Annotated in this window: 6 protein-coding genes; 2 read left to right on the forward strand and 4 right to left on the reverse strand. The window is 65.2% G+C overall.

The window, feature by feature from the left end; all coding sequences use genetic code 11:
- Positions 1–74 precede the first annotated feature (74 nt).
- The 4 genes from AC04SF_RS09220 to AC04SF_RS09235 all read right to left on the reverse strand — a co-directional run bounded on the left by AC04SF_RS09220 (position 75) and on the right by AC04SF_RS09235 (position 9,766).
- Positions 75–1,103 carry a sulfate ABC transporter substrate-binding protein gene (locus AC04SF_RS09220; protein WP_488477525.1) on the reverse strand — a complete coding sequence of 343 codons (1,029 nt, stop codon included), beginning with the start codon at positions 1,101–1,103 and terminating at the stop codon, positions 75–77.
- Between the two features lie 209 nt (positions 1,104–1,312).
- Entirely contained in the window at positions 1,313–2,044 is a 732-nt protein-coding gene (locus tag AC04SF_RS09225) for a M15 family metallopeptidase (protein WP_488477526.1), read from the reverse strand.
- Entirely contained in the window at positions 2,037–4,127 is a 2,091-nt protein-coding gene (gene pbpC, locus AC04SF_RS09230) for a penicillin-binding protein 1C (RefSeq protein ID WP_488477527.1), read from the reverse strand. The genes AC04SF_RS09225 and pbpC overlap by 8 nt, the downstream gene beginning before the upstream one ends.
- A 140-nt stretch (positions 4,128–4,267) precedes the next feature.
- A complete protein-coding gene (locus tag AC04SF_RS09235) occupies positions 4,268–9,766 on the reverse strand; it encodes an alpha-2-macroglobulin family protein (protein ID WP_488477528.1) in 5,499 nt (1,832 codons plus the stop codon).
- Positions 9,767–10,037: 271 nt separating this feature from the next.
- On the opposite strand from AC04SF_RS09235, the gene AC04SF_RS09240 reads away from it, so the two are divergent.
- Complete coding sequence (locus tag AC04SF_RS09240) at positions 10,038–11,966, forward strand: autotransporter assembly complex protein TamA (protein WP_488477529.1); 1,929 nt, start codon at positions 10,038–10,040, stop codon at positions 11,964–11,966.
- A gap of 1 nt (position 11,967) precedes the next feature.
- Complete coding sequence (locus AC04SF_RS09245) at positions 11,968–18,024, forward strand: translocation/assembly module TamB domain-containing protein (protein ID WP_488477530.1); 6,057 nt, start codon at positions 11,968–11,970, stop codon at positions 18,022–18,024.
- Positions 18,025–18,033 lie beyond the last annotated feature (9 nt).

Raw genomic sequence — 18,033 nt, forward strand, 5'->3', positions numbered from 1 at the left:
TGGATTGTCCCTTCTTACTCAACCAGATTTTCGCTGAAGAAGCCATTTGCGAGCTTCTCCGGCACTGCCGAACCTCACTGGGCCGGCTTATAGATCTGGTCGAATATACCACCGTCGCCGAAATGATAAGGCTGGGCCTTCTTCCAGCCGCCGAAAAGCGGGTCGTCGATGGAGATCAGCTTGATATCGGGCGTCTTGGGCAGATCGGCCGGCGCCACCAGTTCGGGCTTGGCCGGGCGATAGTGGTTCTTGGCGATGATCGTCTGGCCTTCCTTGGAATAGAGCCAGCCGAGATAGGCTTCGGCCACCTTGCGCGTGCCCTTGGCATCGACATTGGCGTCGACGATCGCAACCGGCGGTTCGGCCAGGATCGACGTCGGCGGATAAACGATCTCAAAATTGTCGGCGCCGAATTCATCGAGTGCCAGATAGGCGTCGTTTTCCCAGCCGATCAGCACGTCGCCGATGCCCTTTTGCGCGAAGGTGACGGTCGAGCCGCGCGCGCCAGTGTCGAGAACCGGGGCGTTGGCGTAGAGCTTGCCGACAAATTCCTTGGTCTTGGCTTCGTCGCCGCCATCGTTGGCGTTGGCGTAGGCCCAGGCCGCGAGATAATTCCAGCGGGCGCCGCCGGAGGTCTTCGGGTTGGGCGTGATCACCTGGGTGCCGTCCTTGATCAGGTCGCTCCAGTCGTGGATGCCCTTGGGATTGCCCTTGCGGACCAGGAAGATGATGGTCGAGGTGTAAGGCGCGGAATTGTTTTCGAATTTCTTGCGCCAGTCGGGATTGATCTTCTTCGATTTGGAGACGATGGCGTTGATATCGCCCTCGAGTGCCAGCGTCACCACGTCGGCGTCGAGGCCGTCGATCACTGCACGCGCCTGGGCGCCCGATCCGCCATGCGACTGCTGGATGGTCACCGTCTCGCCGGTCTCGGCTTTCCAGTGGGCGGCGAAGGCCTCGTCATAGGCCTTGTAGAGCTCACGCGTCGGATCGTAGGACACGTTGAGGATGGTGGTGTCGGCGAACGCGAAACCGAGCGTGCCGAACTGGACAGATGTGGCGACCAGTGCGCCGAGCAGTTTCCGGAAATGAGGTTTGGTCATTTCTGCCTCCGTTGAACCCGCGCCAAATCTAGCGAATTGATAGAAATTAGATGCATCGAATGTTGCCTTTTTTGCCCTCCTGAAGAAAATCTTGGACGATCTTCCGTTGCGCGGGGAAATATTTTCCTCGCTGGCGCTCGGCGCGGATTCGAGGTCTATCTAGAGACGCGCGATGCCGAGGCAAGGTCGTTTCGGGCTTGGTCCGGCAGTTACTCGGCGCTCACCGGGAAATCGAAGCGCTGCTTTGGAAAGGGCTCGTGCTCGAGCGTAAAATGCCACCATTCGCGGGCATAGTTCCTGAAACCGCCGGCAAGCATGGTCTCGACGAGCAACTTGCGGTTTGCTGCCGCTTGACTGCCGGGCGGGCGGTGCGCCGTCTCGCTCATCGGATCGAAACAGTCGAAGCCGGTACCGAAGTCGAGCGTAGCGGCATCGATGGCGCCACAAGCCGGCTTGGAGGCGGATGGACCGTCGGTCCTCGCAATCGCGACATCGACGGTCGAGCCGCGCGAATGGGTCGACAGTTCGCCGACATAGCCCTTGGCGATGAGGTCGCCACGCCGAACCCTGGGGTGCCATTGCGGATCGGGCGGTCCGCCTTTGCGTGTCCATTCGCCCATGTCGGCGACGGCACGGGCAGGGCGGTAGCAGTCGAACACGACTAGCGTCAGGCCTCGAGCGGTGATTGCCTGCTGGATGCCGGCAAGTGCTTGCGCCGCCTGCAAGGTGAGAATGCAGATCGGTGCGTCGTAGCCTTTCACCTTGCGATGCAGGAAATTACCGGTGCCAGCGTAGCGGATATCCTGGCGGATCGACGGGGCGATATCGGCGAGGCGGACGAAGCCGGCGGGGAGGGGGTCGGCATATGCCTGCAAAACGGGAACGACAGCCGTCAGCGCGTAAAAGCCAACGCGCAGAATCGCCTGGCGCACTCTATTCAACAAACACTTTCACGCTTGCCGCTCGCCCGACCGCGTCGATGACGGTCAACGTCGAATAGCCAGCACCGTCCGGTTGCCATGTCGCGGTGCGGCGGCGGTCGAGGCCAACCAGCGGCTTGCCGTTGGCCAGCCAGCGGAACGGTGCACGGCCGCCTTGCAGTTTCAGCACCAGCGGCGTGGCGTCGGCGGAATTCGTGGCAAGGTCGACGCGGGCGCCATCCGGCGGGAAGATGATGGTTGGCGCGGGTTCGGTCGGTGTCGCCTGCACCAGCCCGTCCGCGCCGGCGCCGAAGCGCGCGAGCGTCACCGGCAGGTCCTCGCGCTTGGGGGTGAAGGCGCCTGGCGGCTTGCCCGGCAGCGGCACGGTGGCCAGGCCCGAACGGACGAAGCCCTCGAACAGGATGGGAGCGGCCGAGACATAGCCGGATAGGCCCGGCACGGCGCTGGCGTCGGGACGCCCGACCCAGACACCCAAGACATAGCGGCCGTCAAAGCCGACCGACCAGGCGTCGCGGTAGCCGTAGGACGTGCCGGTCTTGTAGGCGATGCCGCGCTGCAAGGCGCCCTCCGGCGGTTTCACCCCCGAGAGGATGTCGATGATCTGCCAGTTCGCCTGGTCGTTGAGGATGGTGGCGGTGGTGCGTTCGGCATTGGCGGGCTCGGTGCCGTCATGCAGCGTGTGCGTCTTGCCGCCATTGGCGAGGCCCGTATAGAGCTGGACGAGGTCGCGCAGTGTGACGCCAACGCCGCCGAGGCCGATGGCCAGGCCGGGCGCTTCGTTGATCGGCAGGATCGGGTTGACGCCGGCCTGGCGGAAGCGCGCGGTCAGCCGCGCCGGACCGACGGCGTCGAGCACGCGGATCGCCGGCACGTTGAGCGACAATTGCAGCGCCTGGCGGATCGAGACATCGCCCTGGTAGCCCATGTCGAAATTCTTTGGCCGGTAGCCGCCGAAATCGACCGGGCTGTCCTCGATCAGCGTTTCCTGCGCCACTAGCCCCTGTTCAAAGGCGAGGCCATAGATGAACGGTTTCAGCGTCGAGCCGGGCGAGCGCACGATCTTGGTCATGTCGATCCAGCCGGAACGGCTGGCGTCGAAGAAATTGGCCGAGCCGACTTCGCCCAGAATGTCGCCGGTGCGCGAGTCGGCCAGCACCATGGCGACCGACAGACGCGGCCCAAGCTTGGTTGCGGCGTCGCGCGCCACTTGTTCCAGGCCTTCCTGGACGCTCTTGCGGATGGTCAGTTTGAGCGGCTGGCCGGGAACGGCCCTGGGCAGCATCGCATAGGCGGCGTGCGCGGCGAGCGCCGGCAAGGTGCGGCGCAGACCAGACACATCGTCAAGGGCGGCGCGCGCCGCCTCGCGTTCGCCAATCAGACCCGAGGAAACCATGCGGGTCAGTACGCGGTCGCGGGCGGCGTGGGCGATTTCGAGGTTGCGGTCGGGCCGGCGCTTTTCCGGCAATTGGGGCAAGGCGACGAGCAAAGCGGCTTCGGAAACGGTGAGCCGTTTCGGCTCCTTGCCGAAATAGGCGAGTGAAGCCGCACGCACGCCTTCGAGGTTACCGCCATAGGGGGCCAGCGTGAGATAGCGCTCGAGGATCTCATTCTTCGACAGCCGCCGCTCGATCTGGATGGCGCGCAGTATCTGCTTGATCTTGGAGCCGAGGCTGCGGCTTTCGCGCGGCTCGATGAGGCGGGCAAGCTGCATCGACAGCGTCGAGCCGCCGGAGACGATGTGGCCACTGGTGGCGAACTGGCCGGCAGCGCGGCAAATCGCCAGCACGTCGACGCCCTGATGATCCCAGAAGCGCTTGTCCTCATAGGTGACCAGCATATCGACGAACTGCTTGTCGACCTGGTCGAGCCGGGTTTCGAGCCGCCAGTAGCCATCAGGCGTGGCGAAGGCGCGCAACAGCTGGCCGTCGCGGTCCTGGACTTCGGTGGAGACCGTGAGTTCCGCCGGCAAAGGGGGCGGGAAGGCGCGGTCGAGTTCCCACAGGGTAGCTGTGGCGACCGCCGCAAAACCCACCAGGGAGGCGGCGGCGATACCTGCTCGACGGAGAAATTTTCTGGAGAGCATGGCGCTGCCCCTCATCCGCCTGCCCGTCCTCCGCAGCAGCTGCGCTGCAGCTGCGGAGGGTGGACCGGCACCTTCTCCCCGTTGAACGAGGAGAAGGCAACTGTTGCGGGCATCGGCGTGTTCATCTTCGCCAAGGCACCTTACGGCGCCTTGATCTCCATCATGCCGGTGGCGGTGCGGGCCGAGAATTGCGGCCGGTACATGTCTTCCACCGTTGCCGCCGGGTGAGCATAGGTGCCCGGCGTCACGGCGCGCACGACATAGGCGAGCGTCAGATTGTGGTCGTGGTCGCCGTCGGCCGGGTTGAACGCCGCGACGAAACGGTCGTCGCGGAATTCGAGATGGGCGGCGTCAGTCTGTGCCAGCCAGGAGAAGTTCGTCAATTGGGCGCTGGAGACCAGGCCCGGATTGTCGATCTCGAAGCCGGCCGGCAACAGGTCGGTAACCAGCAGGCGCGACGGCCAGCTGTTCTGTTCGGTGACCTTGAGCACGACGACATAGCGTTCGTTCTGGGTGGCCTCCGTCACATTGGCTTCGGTGCCATCGAGCTTGTAGTAGGTGCGGTCGATGGTGAAGCCGTCACCGCCGGCCGGCAAGGGCTGGATCGGCGACGCCACGGTGGTGACGACGGCCTGCAGCGGGGTCTTGCCGGTGTTGGCGATTTCGAGCGGGCTGTCAACGAGTTCGGAACCGTTGACCTGGTTGGAATAGCCGCCCGAATGCGGCGCGCCATTGACGGTCAGCGTGATCGAGTCATTGCCTTCCTTCAGCGCGCGAGCCGCCAGCAGCATCCAGGAATCGTCCTGGGTGCTGGTCCAGCGCACTTCGGCGCGTTCCCTGGTCACCAGCTTGATCAGTTCCGGCACGATCGACGAAACCGGCTTCGATTCCGCCGCCAGCGACAGCATCGCCGCGCCGTCACGCAGCGCCGAGCCGTAATCGGAGCGGTACCAGTCGTAGTCGGTCTGCGACTTGGCGAGCTGCAGCGCGGTCTTGAACGTCGCCTCCGAGCGCTGAGTGTCGCCATAGAGCGCAAGACTCGCCGCCAGCTGGGCAACGGCCATCGGACTCGAGAAGGCTTCGAGCTGGGTGTCGGCATAGTAGCGCAGATCGCCGATCGAGGCCTTCTTGTTGCGGGCCAGAACGTAGAGGGCGTAGGCGATCTCGCTGCCGCGGTCCTGGACGCTCTGGTCGTAGCCGAGCGAGTTCTGCAGATTGCTCAGCGCCTGGTTCATGGCAAGCGCCGGCACGTCGTATTTCTGCTCGCGCGCCCTGGTCAGGAACTCGCTGACATAGGCATCGAGCCACAGATCGCCGGAACCCGGACCCCACAGGCCGAAGCTGCCGCTCGAGGACTGGTAGCTCAGCACCTTGTAGATGGCATCCTGGATACGGCCATGCAGGTCGGGATCGCTTTCCATGCCGATGCCCGACGCCATCTCGTTGACATAGAGGAGCGGCATGGCGCGACTGGTCGTCTGTTCGGCGCAACCATAGGGGTAGCGGTCGAGCGTCATCAGCAGTGACGGAACGTCGAAGGCCGCCGCCTGCGAAACGCCGACGCTGACGGAAGCGCCTTCCAGCAGGCTTGCCGCAAGCAGTTCCTTGTCGACGCGTAGCGCGCCGCCATTGCCCTTGAGGTCGACCACAAGCCGCGTGGTGACCGGCAATTGCGCCGGGCGCACCGGCACGTAGAGCGTCTGCTCGACCTTGGTGCCATCGGCATGCGCCAGCTTGATGGTGAGCGAGGCATTGCCAGGCGTCTTGGCGATCAGCGGCACGGTCAGCGTCTGGCGCTTGCCCTGGGCGAGCGTCAGCTTCTGGGGCAGGGGCTTGTCGCCCGTCGACAGGTCGCCTGTCGTGTCGATCGAGAAGGCATAGTCGCCGGCCGGGCCGTCGGTGTCGGCCACGTCGAGCCGCATGACGGCGGCGTCGCCGGGCGCCAGGAAGCGCGGCAGGCCGGCGGTGATGACGACGGGATCGCGCACGATCACGTCCGACTGGGCATGGCCGACCGCATCCTTGGTCCAGGCGACAGCCATGACGCGCACGGTGCCGTTGAACTGCGGGATGTCGAAGTCGATCCGTGCCTTGCCGTCGGCGTCGAGCTGAACGGGACCGGAGAAGAAGGCGACCAGCTTTTCGGTCGGCGGGCTGCCTTGCGCCTGCATGTTGGCGCCGTCACCGCCGGTCCTGAGCTTGCCGGTGGTGCCGAGCGAGCCATCGATCAGGCGGCCATAGATGTCGCGGATCTCCATGCCCAGCATGCGCTGGCCGAAGAACCAGTTCTCCGGGTCCGGCGCCTTGTAGTTGGTCAGGTTGAGGATGCCGACATCGACGGCGGCGACCATGACATAGGCGTTTGTGCCCGGCTGCACGCCGGCCACGGAAACCGGGATCGACAGCTGCTGGCGCGGCATCGTCTTGTCCGGCGGCGTCAACGTGACGGCGAGCTTCTTGGCGCCCGGATCGACCGTCAGCCATTTCACGCCGATGGCGCGGGCCGGCATGCGCGTTTCCTGCGCATCGCCCGGCCGGAACAGGGTGGCGGTGACATAGGCGCCGGCGCCCCAGTCGTCGCCGACCGGGATGTCGACGGTGCTGCCGCCGGCAGGCACCGTTGCCGTGATGGTCTTCAAGAGCTTGTCGGAGCCGATATTGATCAGAAGTTCGCCGGCAAAATGCGGCGAGACCTTCAGCTTGGCCACCTGGCCCGCGGCATAGTTGTCCTTGTCGAGGGCGATTTCCAGGCCGTCAGGCGTTTCGGTGGTGGTGGAGGCGACATACCAGCCGGCGTCGAACTCGTAGCTGGTGGCCGGACCTTCGGGATCGGAGGTTTCGACCTCGAGCCGGTACTGGCCCCAGTCCACCGGCACGGAGACGGTGGCGTCGCCATCGGCGTTGAGGTCGATCTGGCCGTTGGCGATCGACTTGGTCAAGGAGACCGGCTCGTAGTTCCAGGAGTTGTTGTTACGGTACCACTGGTAATTACGTTCGACCTTGACCAGCGTCCACTGCGCGCCTTTCAGCGCCTCGCGCTTGCCGGCCGGATCGACGGCGATCAGGCTGAACTTGGCCGTGCCGCCCTGCGGAACCTCACCATCGGCGAAGTCCGGACGGATGCCGATCATATGGCCCTGCGGGCGGATGCCGATGTTGAGCGAGCGCTCGATGGCGCGGCCGCCGGTTTCGCGCATGCGCACCGTCACCTTGCCGTTGACCAGCTTGGTCGTCGAGGGCAACTGGTCGACCGAGATCGGGAAGGTCGCCTTGCCGTCATCGCCAACCACGGGCAGGTTGGTGAGTGGCGTGACCGTGGGCTCCGCAGACTGCTCGTCAGCGAGGCCGAAGGAGAAGTTGGGGAAGCGATCCCAGTCGCGCGCCGTCGACAGCGTCAGCTCGCCTTCCAGCGCCAGGCCCGCCGCCGGCGCGCCATAGAGGAAGCGGCCGTCAATGTTGATGTTTGCGGTTTCGCCGCGCTCGATTTCCTGCTTGTCGGCCTTCATGTCGAATTCGATGCGATCCGGCACGAAATCCTCGACCAGGAACATCTGGCTGGCGACAGCCGGCTGCTTCGGATCGGTGTAGATCGACACCGACCAGGTGCCGCGCATGGCGTTGGGTTCAAGCGGCAGGTCGACGGCATGGCCACCGGCCGAAGCGCCGTCGCTGACGATGCGGCGGTCCTCGACACCATCGGGCCGTGAGAAGATGAAGGTCAGCGGCAGGTTCTCGACCGCCTTGGCGGCGCCATCGCGGGCAAGGGCCGCGACATGGACATCCTCGCCGGCGCGGTAGATGCCGCGCTCGGTCCAGGCATAGACGTCGAGCGCGCCGGGCGCCGCGCGTCCGGTGACACCGCGGTCGGACAGGTCGAAGCCGGCCTTGGACATGTCGAGGAAGACGAAATCATTGTCGCCCTGCTTGGCCATCAGCACGGCCGGCACCATGCCGCCGTCGCCGCGCGTCAGGCCGGGATTGAAGACGGCGTGGCCATCGGCATCCGACGTCGCGGTGCCGAGAACCTCGTTGTTCCTGGCAACCAGTGTCAGTTCGGCGCCGGCAATTGGCTTGGCGGAGCCCAGCGAACGGGCGAAGACATTGAGCCCGTCCTGGCCGGTATAGGTCGACAGGCCGATGTCGGAGACGACGAACCACTGTGTGGCCATCTGACCGTAATCGTCGCTCTTGTCGTTGACGGCCTGGGCGGTCAGCACATAGACGCCGGGCTTGCGCTGCGGCAGGGCCTGGTCGACCGGGAAGGAGGTGGTGACCTCCTTGTTAAGGTCGTTGACGATGTCGAGCTGGCCCTGCCAGACCGGTGCGCCCATCTGCTCGGAAATGTTGGAGATGTCGTAGCCGTCGAGCTGGTGCAGGAACTGGTAGCCCGACAGAAGCTGCGCCAGCGAACGGTCGCCGATGCGATAGAGCTTCATCTCGGCGGCGTTCATGTTGACGGTAACGACCGGAATGCCGCGGCGCGCGCCGGCCGGCAGCACGAAACTGTCGCCGGTGAAGCGGGCGGACGGGGCGCGGTCCTGTACATAGATCGACAGCACCACGGGAGCGGCGGTCACTTCGCCGATGGCCGCCGGCAAGCCGGCCCGGAAGGTGACATCGTAATGCTGGCCGTGTTCGAGCCCTTCGACGCAGATCTGCTTGTCCTTGGCCTCGACGCCCTTCGGCGGCGCGTTGTCGACGGTCACGAACTGCGCATAGTCGACGCCGGTCTTGACCAGTTCCTCGGAGAATTGCGCGCAGATGCGCGGCGCGCTGGTGTCGGCGTCGACACTGTGGTCGATGACACGGAAACCCTTGCGGGCCTTGAGGTCCGCATAGTCGGCCTGCACGGCCGGCGACGTCACCAGCGCAAGGCTCGCCTCATAGGCCTGCAAGGCCGGGCGGTAGAGATCGCGCTTGTCGAGGCCGGCGCCAAGCAGCGCCAGCACGTCCGCGCGCGTCTTGGTGGTGCGCAAGAGCTTATAGGCGTTGAAAGCGGCCGAAGTGGCGTTCATCGGCAAGGTGGACGCTTCGGAGGTGTTGGCGGCGGGCTGCACGGCCAGCGTTTCACGCGCCAGATTGAGCCAGAGCTGGCCATCGTCGGGCATCACCGAGACCGCGGCCTCGTATTTCTGCATCGCGGAGCGATGGTCGCCCGTCAGCATGGCCTGTTCGGCGGAGCTGATCAGGGCCGCCATGCCTTCGGTCGGTTTGTCAAAGGCCGGGCCAAGCAGCCTGTTGCGGTATTGCTGGGCCTGATCGGCCATCCAGTTGGGGAAGAAGGCGAGTTCCGGCGGGGCGCCGATATCGGGATCGCCGTCGATGTTGACGATCTTGCCGGCGATCGCGCCGCTGAACGGTTTCAGCTGATTGTAGTCGGATTTGAGAAAGCACCATTTGGCCTTGGTGTTGTAGGTAAAAGCGCGGCAGGCCGGATCGCCAAGGCATGTCGTCTTGCACTGGTCGAGGGTGACATTCTGGTCGGATCGGAGATCAAAGCCGAAATAGTCGGAATTGTCCGTCGTTGCGATTCGCCGGGCCTCGGCCGCCTGCGCGACGCCGTTCCAGGCTAAGACGTTGGCCCAGGCGAAGAAGAGAAGGATCAGGATCGACAGACCACGAGCCGCGCGCATTGCCATAACACCCTCCAGACAATTGCAGACGTCCAGGCATGTTCAAGCTTCAGTCAAGCTTGTCAACACAGGACGCGGCAGGGTTCCGCCTGCCAACGGTTTCCTTTCCGGCCGATGACCGGTAGTACCTCCATAGGACAGGGGATCACGCATTCTTGCGGCGACGCAAAAGGTGTGAATTCCAAGCCCGTCCTATTTCAGACAATTGGATTGTGGCCCCTTTACGAGCGCTTCAGAACTTCATTCCAATTTTAGTTTTGTAACCTAGGTTGTCTTAATGCCGGCGCATGAAGAGCAGATGTCAGGAGGGACCGCGCCAGGGCGCGCTCTTCCGCGCGCCCTGCTCTTGGCCATGATGTGCGCGACCGCGCTGGTTGCCGAATCACAGCCTGCGGCTGCTTTCGAGCTTTTCGGCATCAAGCTGTGGGGATCGTCCAACGACGAGGACGCCGACATCGTCGATCCGCTGCGCTATGCCGTGACCATCACGGCGCCCGATGCCGACAAGGACCTTATCAAGAAGCTTGAAAACGCCTCGGCGCTGAAAAGCGACGAGGACCGCCCGGTTTCGGGCTCGCTCGGGCTGATGGCCAAGGCGCGCAGCGACCGTGAACAGCTGGTCGCGGCCCTTTACGCCGATGCCCGTTACGAGGGCGTGGTCACCATCACCATCGACGGCAAGCCGATCGACGAATTGCCGCCGGACGCCGAATTCAAAGGGCCGCAGCCCATTCCGGTGGCGATCAATATCGCCGCCGGTCCCAAATTCACGCTTGGCACGATCAGGCTGGAAGGCGACGCGGCGGGGCTGATGAGCGCCGACTATGGCCTGATATCGGGTGGCGACGCCGGGTCCGGCGCGGTGCTCAAGGCCGAGGCGCTGATCGTGCGGACGCTGAAGGAGCAGGGCAGGCCGTTGGCCAAGGTGACCGATCGGCAGATCGTCGCCGACCATGCCACCTCGACGCTCGACGTGACGTTGACGGTCGCCGCCGGGCCGGTCGCCGGCTATGGCGCAACCACGGTGGAAGGCACGGAGAAGGTCGACCGCGACTTCACCGAATACATGACCGGGTTGAAACGCGGCAAGCAGTACTCGCCGCAGGAGATTAGCGACGCGCGTGACAGGCTGCTGGCGCTGGAGGTCTTCAACAGCGTGACGTTCAAGGAAGCCGACAAGCTCGACGCCGACGGCAACATTCCGATCGGCGTCCAGGTCAGCGAACGCAAGCCGCGCTATTTCGGGCTGGGCGGCACCTTCTCGAATACCGAAGGCCTTGGTCTGGAAGGTTATTGGGGGCACCGCAATCTGTTTGGTCACGCGGAAAAGCTGCGCATCGACGGCGCCATCAGCGGTATCGGCAACAACAATCTGTCCGAGCTGAACTACAATGCCGGCATCATGTTCGAGAAACCCGGCGTGATCGGGCCGGCATCGAAGTTCTTTGCCAGTGTGAAGACCGTGCTCGAGCATCCGGACGCGTACGACCATTTCTCGGTGAAGGGCAGCACCGGCCTGTCTTACGAACTGGACAAGAAGCAGACCGTGTCGGCCGAAGTGGCGCTCGACTATTCCAGGATCACGGATGCCTTCGGCAAGCACACCTATCTGATCGCCAGCATTCCGCTGCAATATGTCTACGACAACAGGGACAGCAGGCTGAACCCGACCAGCGGCTTCCGGGTGCTGGCCTATGCCGAGCCGAGCTACGACATCATGAGTGGTGCTGCCTTCCTCAAGCTGAAGGGCGAGGGATCGGCCTATCAGTCGCTGGATACGGCCTCGAAATTCGTGCTGGCCGAGCGCGTCGCCGCCGGCTCGATCGTCGGCACCGGGCTGGAGAACGTTCCGGCGGACCGGCGTTTCTACTCCGGCGGTGGCGGTTCGGTGCGCGGCTATGCCTATCAGGGCATCGGCCCCAAGGACTTCACCGGCCAGCCGATCGGCGGCCTGTCCTTCTTCGAGACCTCGGTCGAAATGCGTATCGCCGTCACCGACACGATCGGCATCGTGCCGTTCCTCGATGCCGGCACGGTGTCGACCAGGTCGGTTCCCAATTTCTCCGACGTCAAGGTCGGTGCCGGCGTCGGCCTGCGCTACGTGACGCCGTTCGGCCCGCTGCGCATCGATGCCGCCGTGCCGCTCAACCGCGATCCCAGTGATCCGCATTTCGGCATCTATGCCGGCATCGGACAGGCATTTTGACATGAAGACGGTCCGGCGCATCCTTCGCATTCTTCTTTACACGCTGCTGATCGCGGTCGCGGGCGCGATTGGCGCACTGGTTGTGCTGACCAAGACCGAGCGCGGACGCGACAATCTCGCCGGCATCATTTCGCGGCTGGCCTCCAACGACGACCGCAAGGTCACCGTCAGTGGCATTGACGGCATCTGGTCGGGCGCGCTCAGCGTCGATCATGTGGTGCTGGAAGACCGCCAGGGCGCCTGGCTGGTGGCACGCAAGGTCGCCGTCGACTGGTCGCCGCTTTCGCTTTTGTCGAAAAGCTTCTCCGCCGACCGCATCGCGGCCGAGCGCATCGAACTGGCACGCCTGCCGGTGGCCGGCACGCAGCCGCCGGCGCCGAGTGGCGGCGCGACGACGCTGCCGGTTTCCATCGACATCAGAGAGATCGACCTGCCGGAAATCGCCCTTGGCCAGCAGCTGGCCGGCAGCGGCATCGCCGAACTCGCCGCCAAGGGAATGCTCAAGGCCGATGCCGCGCCGCTGGCGGTCGAAACGACGCTCAACGTCACCCGCCATGACGGCAAGCAAGGCAATGTCGACGCCAAGATCCACTTCGCGCCGGATGACAACAGGCTCGACCTCGACCTCAAGGCGTCGGAGCCGGCAGGCGGCATCATCGCCAATCTGCTCAAGCTGCCCGACACGCCGCCGGTCGACATAGCCGTCTCCGGCACGGGACCGCTTGCCAACTGGAACGGCATTGCCACATTCATGGTCGACGGCAAGATCGTCACGCAGCTGACGGGCCGTCATCAACTCACCGACAAGGGCAATCACGTCGAGGCCAAAGGCGACGGCCAGTTCGCGCCTTTCCTGCCGGAAAATCTGCGGCCGCTGTTTGCCGGCAAGACCAGCTTCGATGTCGCCGGCACCGCCACGACAGCTGGCGGCATCAGTGTCGACCGGGCCAGCATCGAAAGCGATGCCATCCATGGTACTGCGACCGGCATAGCCGACCCGGCCGGCGCCAGCGATTTGTCGGTTGAAATTGCCGCCAAAGGCGCACCTGTGCCGATCACCGTGGGCAATGCAGCACAGCCGATCACGGTGGTTATCCGGAACATCACCGCCCGCGCCTTTGGCGACGGCAAGGCGCCGATCATCGACATCGGTGCCTCGCTGGTTTCGGTGGTGGCGGGCGGCACCCAGCTCAACGATCTTGCGGCGCAGATCCATTCCGACGGCTTCGACATCCAGAACCGCGCCGGGCCGTTTGCCGTCAAGCTGACCGCGGGTGGCCTGAAGACCGACGTGGCGACGCTAGCGCCGCTGATCACCGGCAAGGTCGACGTCGACCTCGGGGGATCGCTGAGCAAGGACGCCATCGCAATAGACCAGGGCACGCTGCGCTCCGATGCGCTCAACGCTTCGCTGACCATGACGGTGGCGCTCGCCGACCTGTCGATGCAACTCAAGATGAATGCCGACGCCGTGTCGACCGCCTTGCCGCCGCAGATCAGCTCGGTGCTCGGCGAGCGGGTGAAATTCTCGGCCGCCGCGACGCGCGATCCGCAGGGGGCCTTTGCCGCCAATTCGATCTCGTTGACCTCCGGTTCGCTGAGCGCCAGCGGCACCGCCAGCGCGCAGGGCAGCGACATCCAGGCCGACATCAAGGGTACGCTGGGCGACGTTTCGGTGCTGTCGCCGATGGTGGGCGTGCCGGTTGCCGGCGGTGTCGATTTCGCGCTGTCGGCAAGCGGCCCACGCTCGGCTCCGGATTTCACCGTCTCCGCCGACAGCGACAGCCTGACGGCCTCGGGCCGGACGGTGAAGGCGATCAAGCTGACGGCAAGCGGCAAGGCCGACATAGCCAGCCCTTCGGCCGATGTTTCGCTGACCGGTGCCGTCAACGACCAGCCGCTCGACGTCAAGGCGGCGCTGGTGACGAGCGAGGGCAAGCGCTCGATCAAAGGTTTCCTGGTCTCGCTGGGCGACAACAAGGTCTCGGGCGACCTGGCGCTGGATGACAAGTTCATGCCGCTCGGCACGTTGACGCTGGCGGCACCGGCAATCGACCAGTTGGCGGCACTCGCCGGCCAGCAGGTGACGGGTGACATCAACGGCACCATCAACTTCGCCAAGGACGGCGAGGCGCCCTCCGTCACCATCGATGCCAAGAGCACCTCGATCGCGCGCGGCGAGGTGACGGCCAAGACGATCGCCGTCAACGCGCTGATAGCCAACTATCTCAAGGCGCCGGCGATTTCGGGCACCATCAAGGCCGACAGCGTCACCTCGGGCGCCACCGAAGTCAGCGGCATCGGCGTCGACCTGAAGCGCGACGGCGACTGGACCAATTTCACTGGCGGCGCGACGATCGCGGGCATTCCGGCGACAGCGGCCGGCCGGGTCAAGATCGCTCAGGGCACCACCAGTGTCGAGATCGCCTCGGGCGAAGCGACGGTTCGCGGCATCAAGGCGGCAATCGCTGAACCCTCGACCCTGACCATCGCCAATGGCACGACCAGCATCGAAAAACTGGCGCTCGATGTCGGTGGCGGTTCGGTGACGCTGTCTGGCGCCGCTGGCCAGACGCTCGATCTTGCGGCAAAAGTCTCGGCGTTGCCGGCGGCCCTGGCCAATGATTTTGTGGCCGGGCTCGATGCCGCGGGTACGCTCGGTGGCACCGCGCAAGTGACTGGAACGCCGGCCACCCCCGAAGTCCGGTTCGATGCGCAGCTTGCCGGCGCCGAAACCAGCCAGACCCGTCAGGCCGGGCTCGGGCCACTCGCTGTCGATGCGGCCGGCAGCTATACCTTGACTGGCGGAGTCGCCCTCGACCATGCGACGCTGACCGGTGACAAGATCTCCGGCACGGCTTCGGGTACCATCAATCCCAACGGCGCCAGCGATTTTGCGCTGGATCTCACCTCATCCGGCCCCAGCCTGCCGCTGACGGTCGGCAGTGCTGAGAGCCCGGTCAAGATGGAGGTCAAGTCCTTGTCGGCAAAGGTGGCGGGCGAGAGCACGCAGGCCCGCCTGGATGTCTCCGCCATCCTGCCTTCAGTGACCACCAGCCCGGCGAGAGTGGACGGGCTTGTCTTGGTGCTGCATTCGGACGCGTTCGATCTCAAGAATCGTGCCGGACCGGTTTCCGGTACGGTGTCGGTGGACAAGGTCGGTCTCGACAATGCCGCCATCGCACCGCTCATCGCCGGCAAGGTGACGGCCGCGCTGAACGCCCGGCTGACGTCGGACGGCGTCGCCATCGACAGCGGCTCGCTCAAGAGCGATGCGCTGAACAGCCAGGTCGCCGGCCAGGTGTCGTTGCGCGATGGCGCTATCAACCTCACGCTGAGTGCGGATGCCCCGTCATCGGCCTTGCCGGCGGCGGCGCGCGGCATGCTTGGCGAACGCGCGCAGATCAGCGCCACGCTGAAGCGTGACCCCAATGGCAGTATCAATGTCGATGGGCTGAAGCTGGTCTCGGGCGCGCTGACCGCGCAGGGGCAGGCGAGCCTTGCCGACAACAAGCTGGCTGCCGACATCACCGGCGCTCTCGCCGACATCTCGCTGTTGTCCAAAGACGCCAAGGGCGCCATCGCCTTCACAGTGAATGCTCAGGGGCCGGCCATGGCGCCTGACCTGTCGCTGACGGTCAATAGCGATCGGCTGCTGGTGGCGGAGCGCGAGATCACCGGACTGAAGCTCATCGCCACCGGCAAGGCGGATGCCGCCAACCCGGCGGCGAATGTGCAGCTGACCGGCAATGTCGCGGGACAGGCCTTGCAAGGCAGCGCGGTGCTGGCGACGGCGGACGGCAAGAGCGCCATCAACGGCCTGTTGTTGTCGCTGGGCAAGAACAAGATCTCGGGCGATCTGGCGCTTGACGACAAATTCGTGCCTGAGGGCACCATCTCGCTCGACCTGCCCGATATCGGCCCGCTCGCCGCACTGGCGCTGGAAAAGGCGGAGGGCGACGTGCGCGGCACGATCGCCTTCACCAGGAATGGCGCGGCACCCCAGGTCGCCATCAAGGCGGCCACCGCTTCGATCACGCGCGGCGATCTCCGGGCGAAGGCGGTTTCCATCGACGCGCTGATCGCCAACTATCTCGCCGCACCGGTGATCTCGGGCAAGATCCGCGCCGACACTGTCACGTCGGGTGGCACCGTGATCAGCGGCATCGATGTCGATCTTAAGCGCGACGGCGACTGGACCGGCTTTTCCGGTGGCGCCACGGTCAAGGGCATTCCGGCCAAGGCGGCTGGCCGGGTGAAGGTGGCCAACGGCACCACCACCATCGAGCTCGCTTCCGGCCAGGCGACCGTCCAGGGCATCAAGGCGGCCATCGCCCAGGCCTCGACGGTCAGCATCGCCAACGGCACGACAACGCTGGACCGGCTGGTGCTCAACCTTGGCGGCGGCACGGCGACGGTCACCGGCAAGGTCGGGCAGGCGCTCGATATCAATGCGACGCTGGCGAAGGTGCCGATGTCGCTTGCCAACACGTTCTCGCCGGGCCTCGACGCCGCCGGTTCGATTTCCGGCACGGTGAAGGTGACGGGCGCGCCGGCAAACCCTGCAGTTGCCTTCAATATCGATGCGGCAGGCGTGCAGACGTCGCAAACCCGAGGTGCCGGTGTCGGCGCGGTGAGCGTATCCTCCTCCGGCACCTTTGCCGGCAACAAGCTGACTTTCAACGCCAACGTCAGCGACGGCGCCGGCCTTGGCCTCAAGGGCGGCGGCACGGTGACGACGGCGGGCACGCCGGCGCTGGTGCTCGACTTCAATGGCGCCGTACCGTTCGGCCTGCTCAGCCAGAAGCTTGCCGCGCAGGGCCTGGCGCTGACGGGAACGGCCAATGTCAATGTCCAGGTGCGCGGTCCGGCGACATCGCCCGTCATCGGCGGCAGCGTCAACACTTCCGGTGCGCGGCTCGTCGATGCGCGCTCGGGGCTGGCCGTCAACGATCTCACGGCCGACGTCTCGATCGGCGGCGGCGTCGCCAGGATCAACCGGCTGACCGGAACCTTGTCGACGCGCGGCAGCCTGTCGGCCAGCGGCACGGTCGGCATCAACCCGGCGCAAGGTTTTCCGGCCGACCTCTCGATCAAGCTCACCGACGGGCGCTATACGGATGGACGCGTGGTGACCGCCAATCTCGGCGGCGACCTGACGATCAAGGGGCCGCTGACATCGGCACCGGTGGTTGCCGGCACCGTCAATCTCGCCAAGACCGTTATCACGGTTCCGGATAAATTGCCCGGCTCGCTCTCGGCTCTGGACGTCAAGCACAAGAACGCGCCCGGCGCCGTCAGGGCGCAGGACAAGGCGCTGCGTCCGGCGACGACATCAGGCAAGAGCGGCGGCAGCGGGCTTGCGCTCGACGTCACTGTCAACGCGCCGAACCAGATCTTCATCCAGGGCAGGGGTGTCGATGCCGAACTCGGCGGCTCGCTCAGGCTGACCGGCCCGGCCTCGTCGCCGCAGGCGGTCGGCACCTTCACCCTGCAGCGCGGCCGGCTGTCGATCCTCGGCAAGCGGCTGACCTTCACCGAAGGCACGGTCGGGTTCTCCGGCTCGCTGGTGCCCTACCTCAACCTGACCGCGACCACGACGACGACCAGCGCCACCGTCACCATCGTGGTGTCGGGCGAGGCGACCAATCCGAAATTCACCTTCTCCTCGGTGCCGGCACTGCCCGAGGACGAGGTGCTGGCGCAACTGATCTTTGGGCGGTCGATGTCGAACCTGTCACCGCTGCAGATCGCGCAACTGGCCGAAGCCGCCGCGCAGCTGGCCGGCGTTGGCGGATCGACCTCGCTGCTTGAAAACCTGCGCAGCGCCATCGGTGTCGACGATCTCGACGTGACGACGGACAGCCAGGGCGGCACGGCGGTCTCGGCCGGCAAATACCTCAACGACCGTACCTATGTGACCATCCAGAAGGGTGACAAACCAGGTTCGGGCAAGGCGACCATCGACCTCAATGTCGGGCGCGGCGTCAAATTGCGTGGCGAGGCGACGGACGCCGGCGAGGCCAAGGGCGGCATCTTCTACGAAAAGGAATATTGAGGGGCTGGC

This window comes from Mesorhizobium sp. CNPSo 4671, from assembly GCF_057784245.1.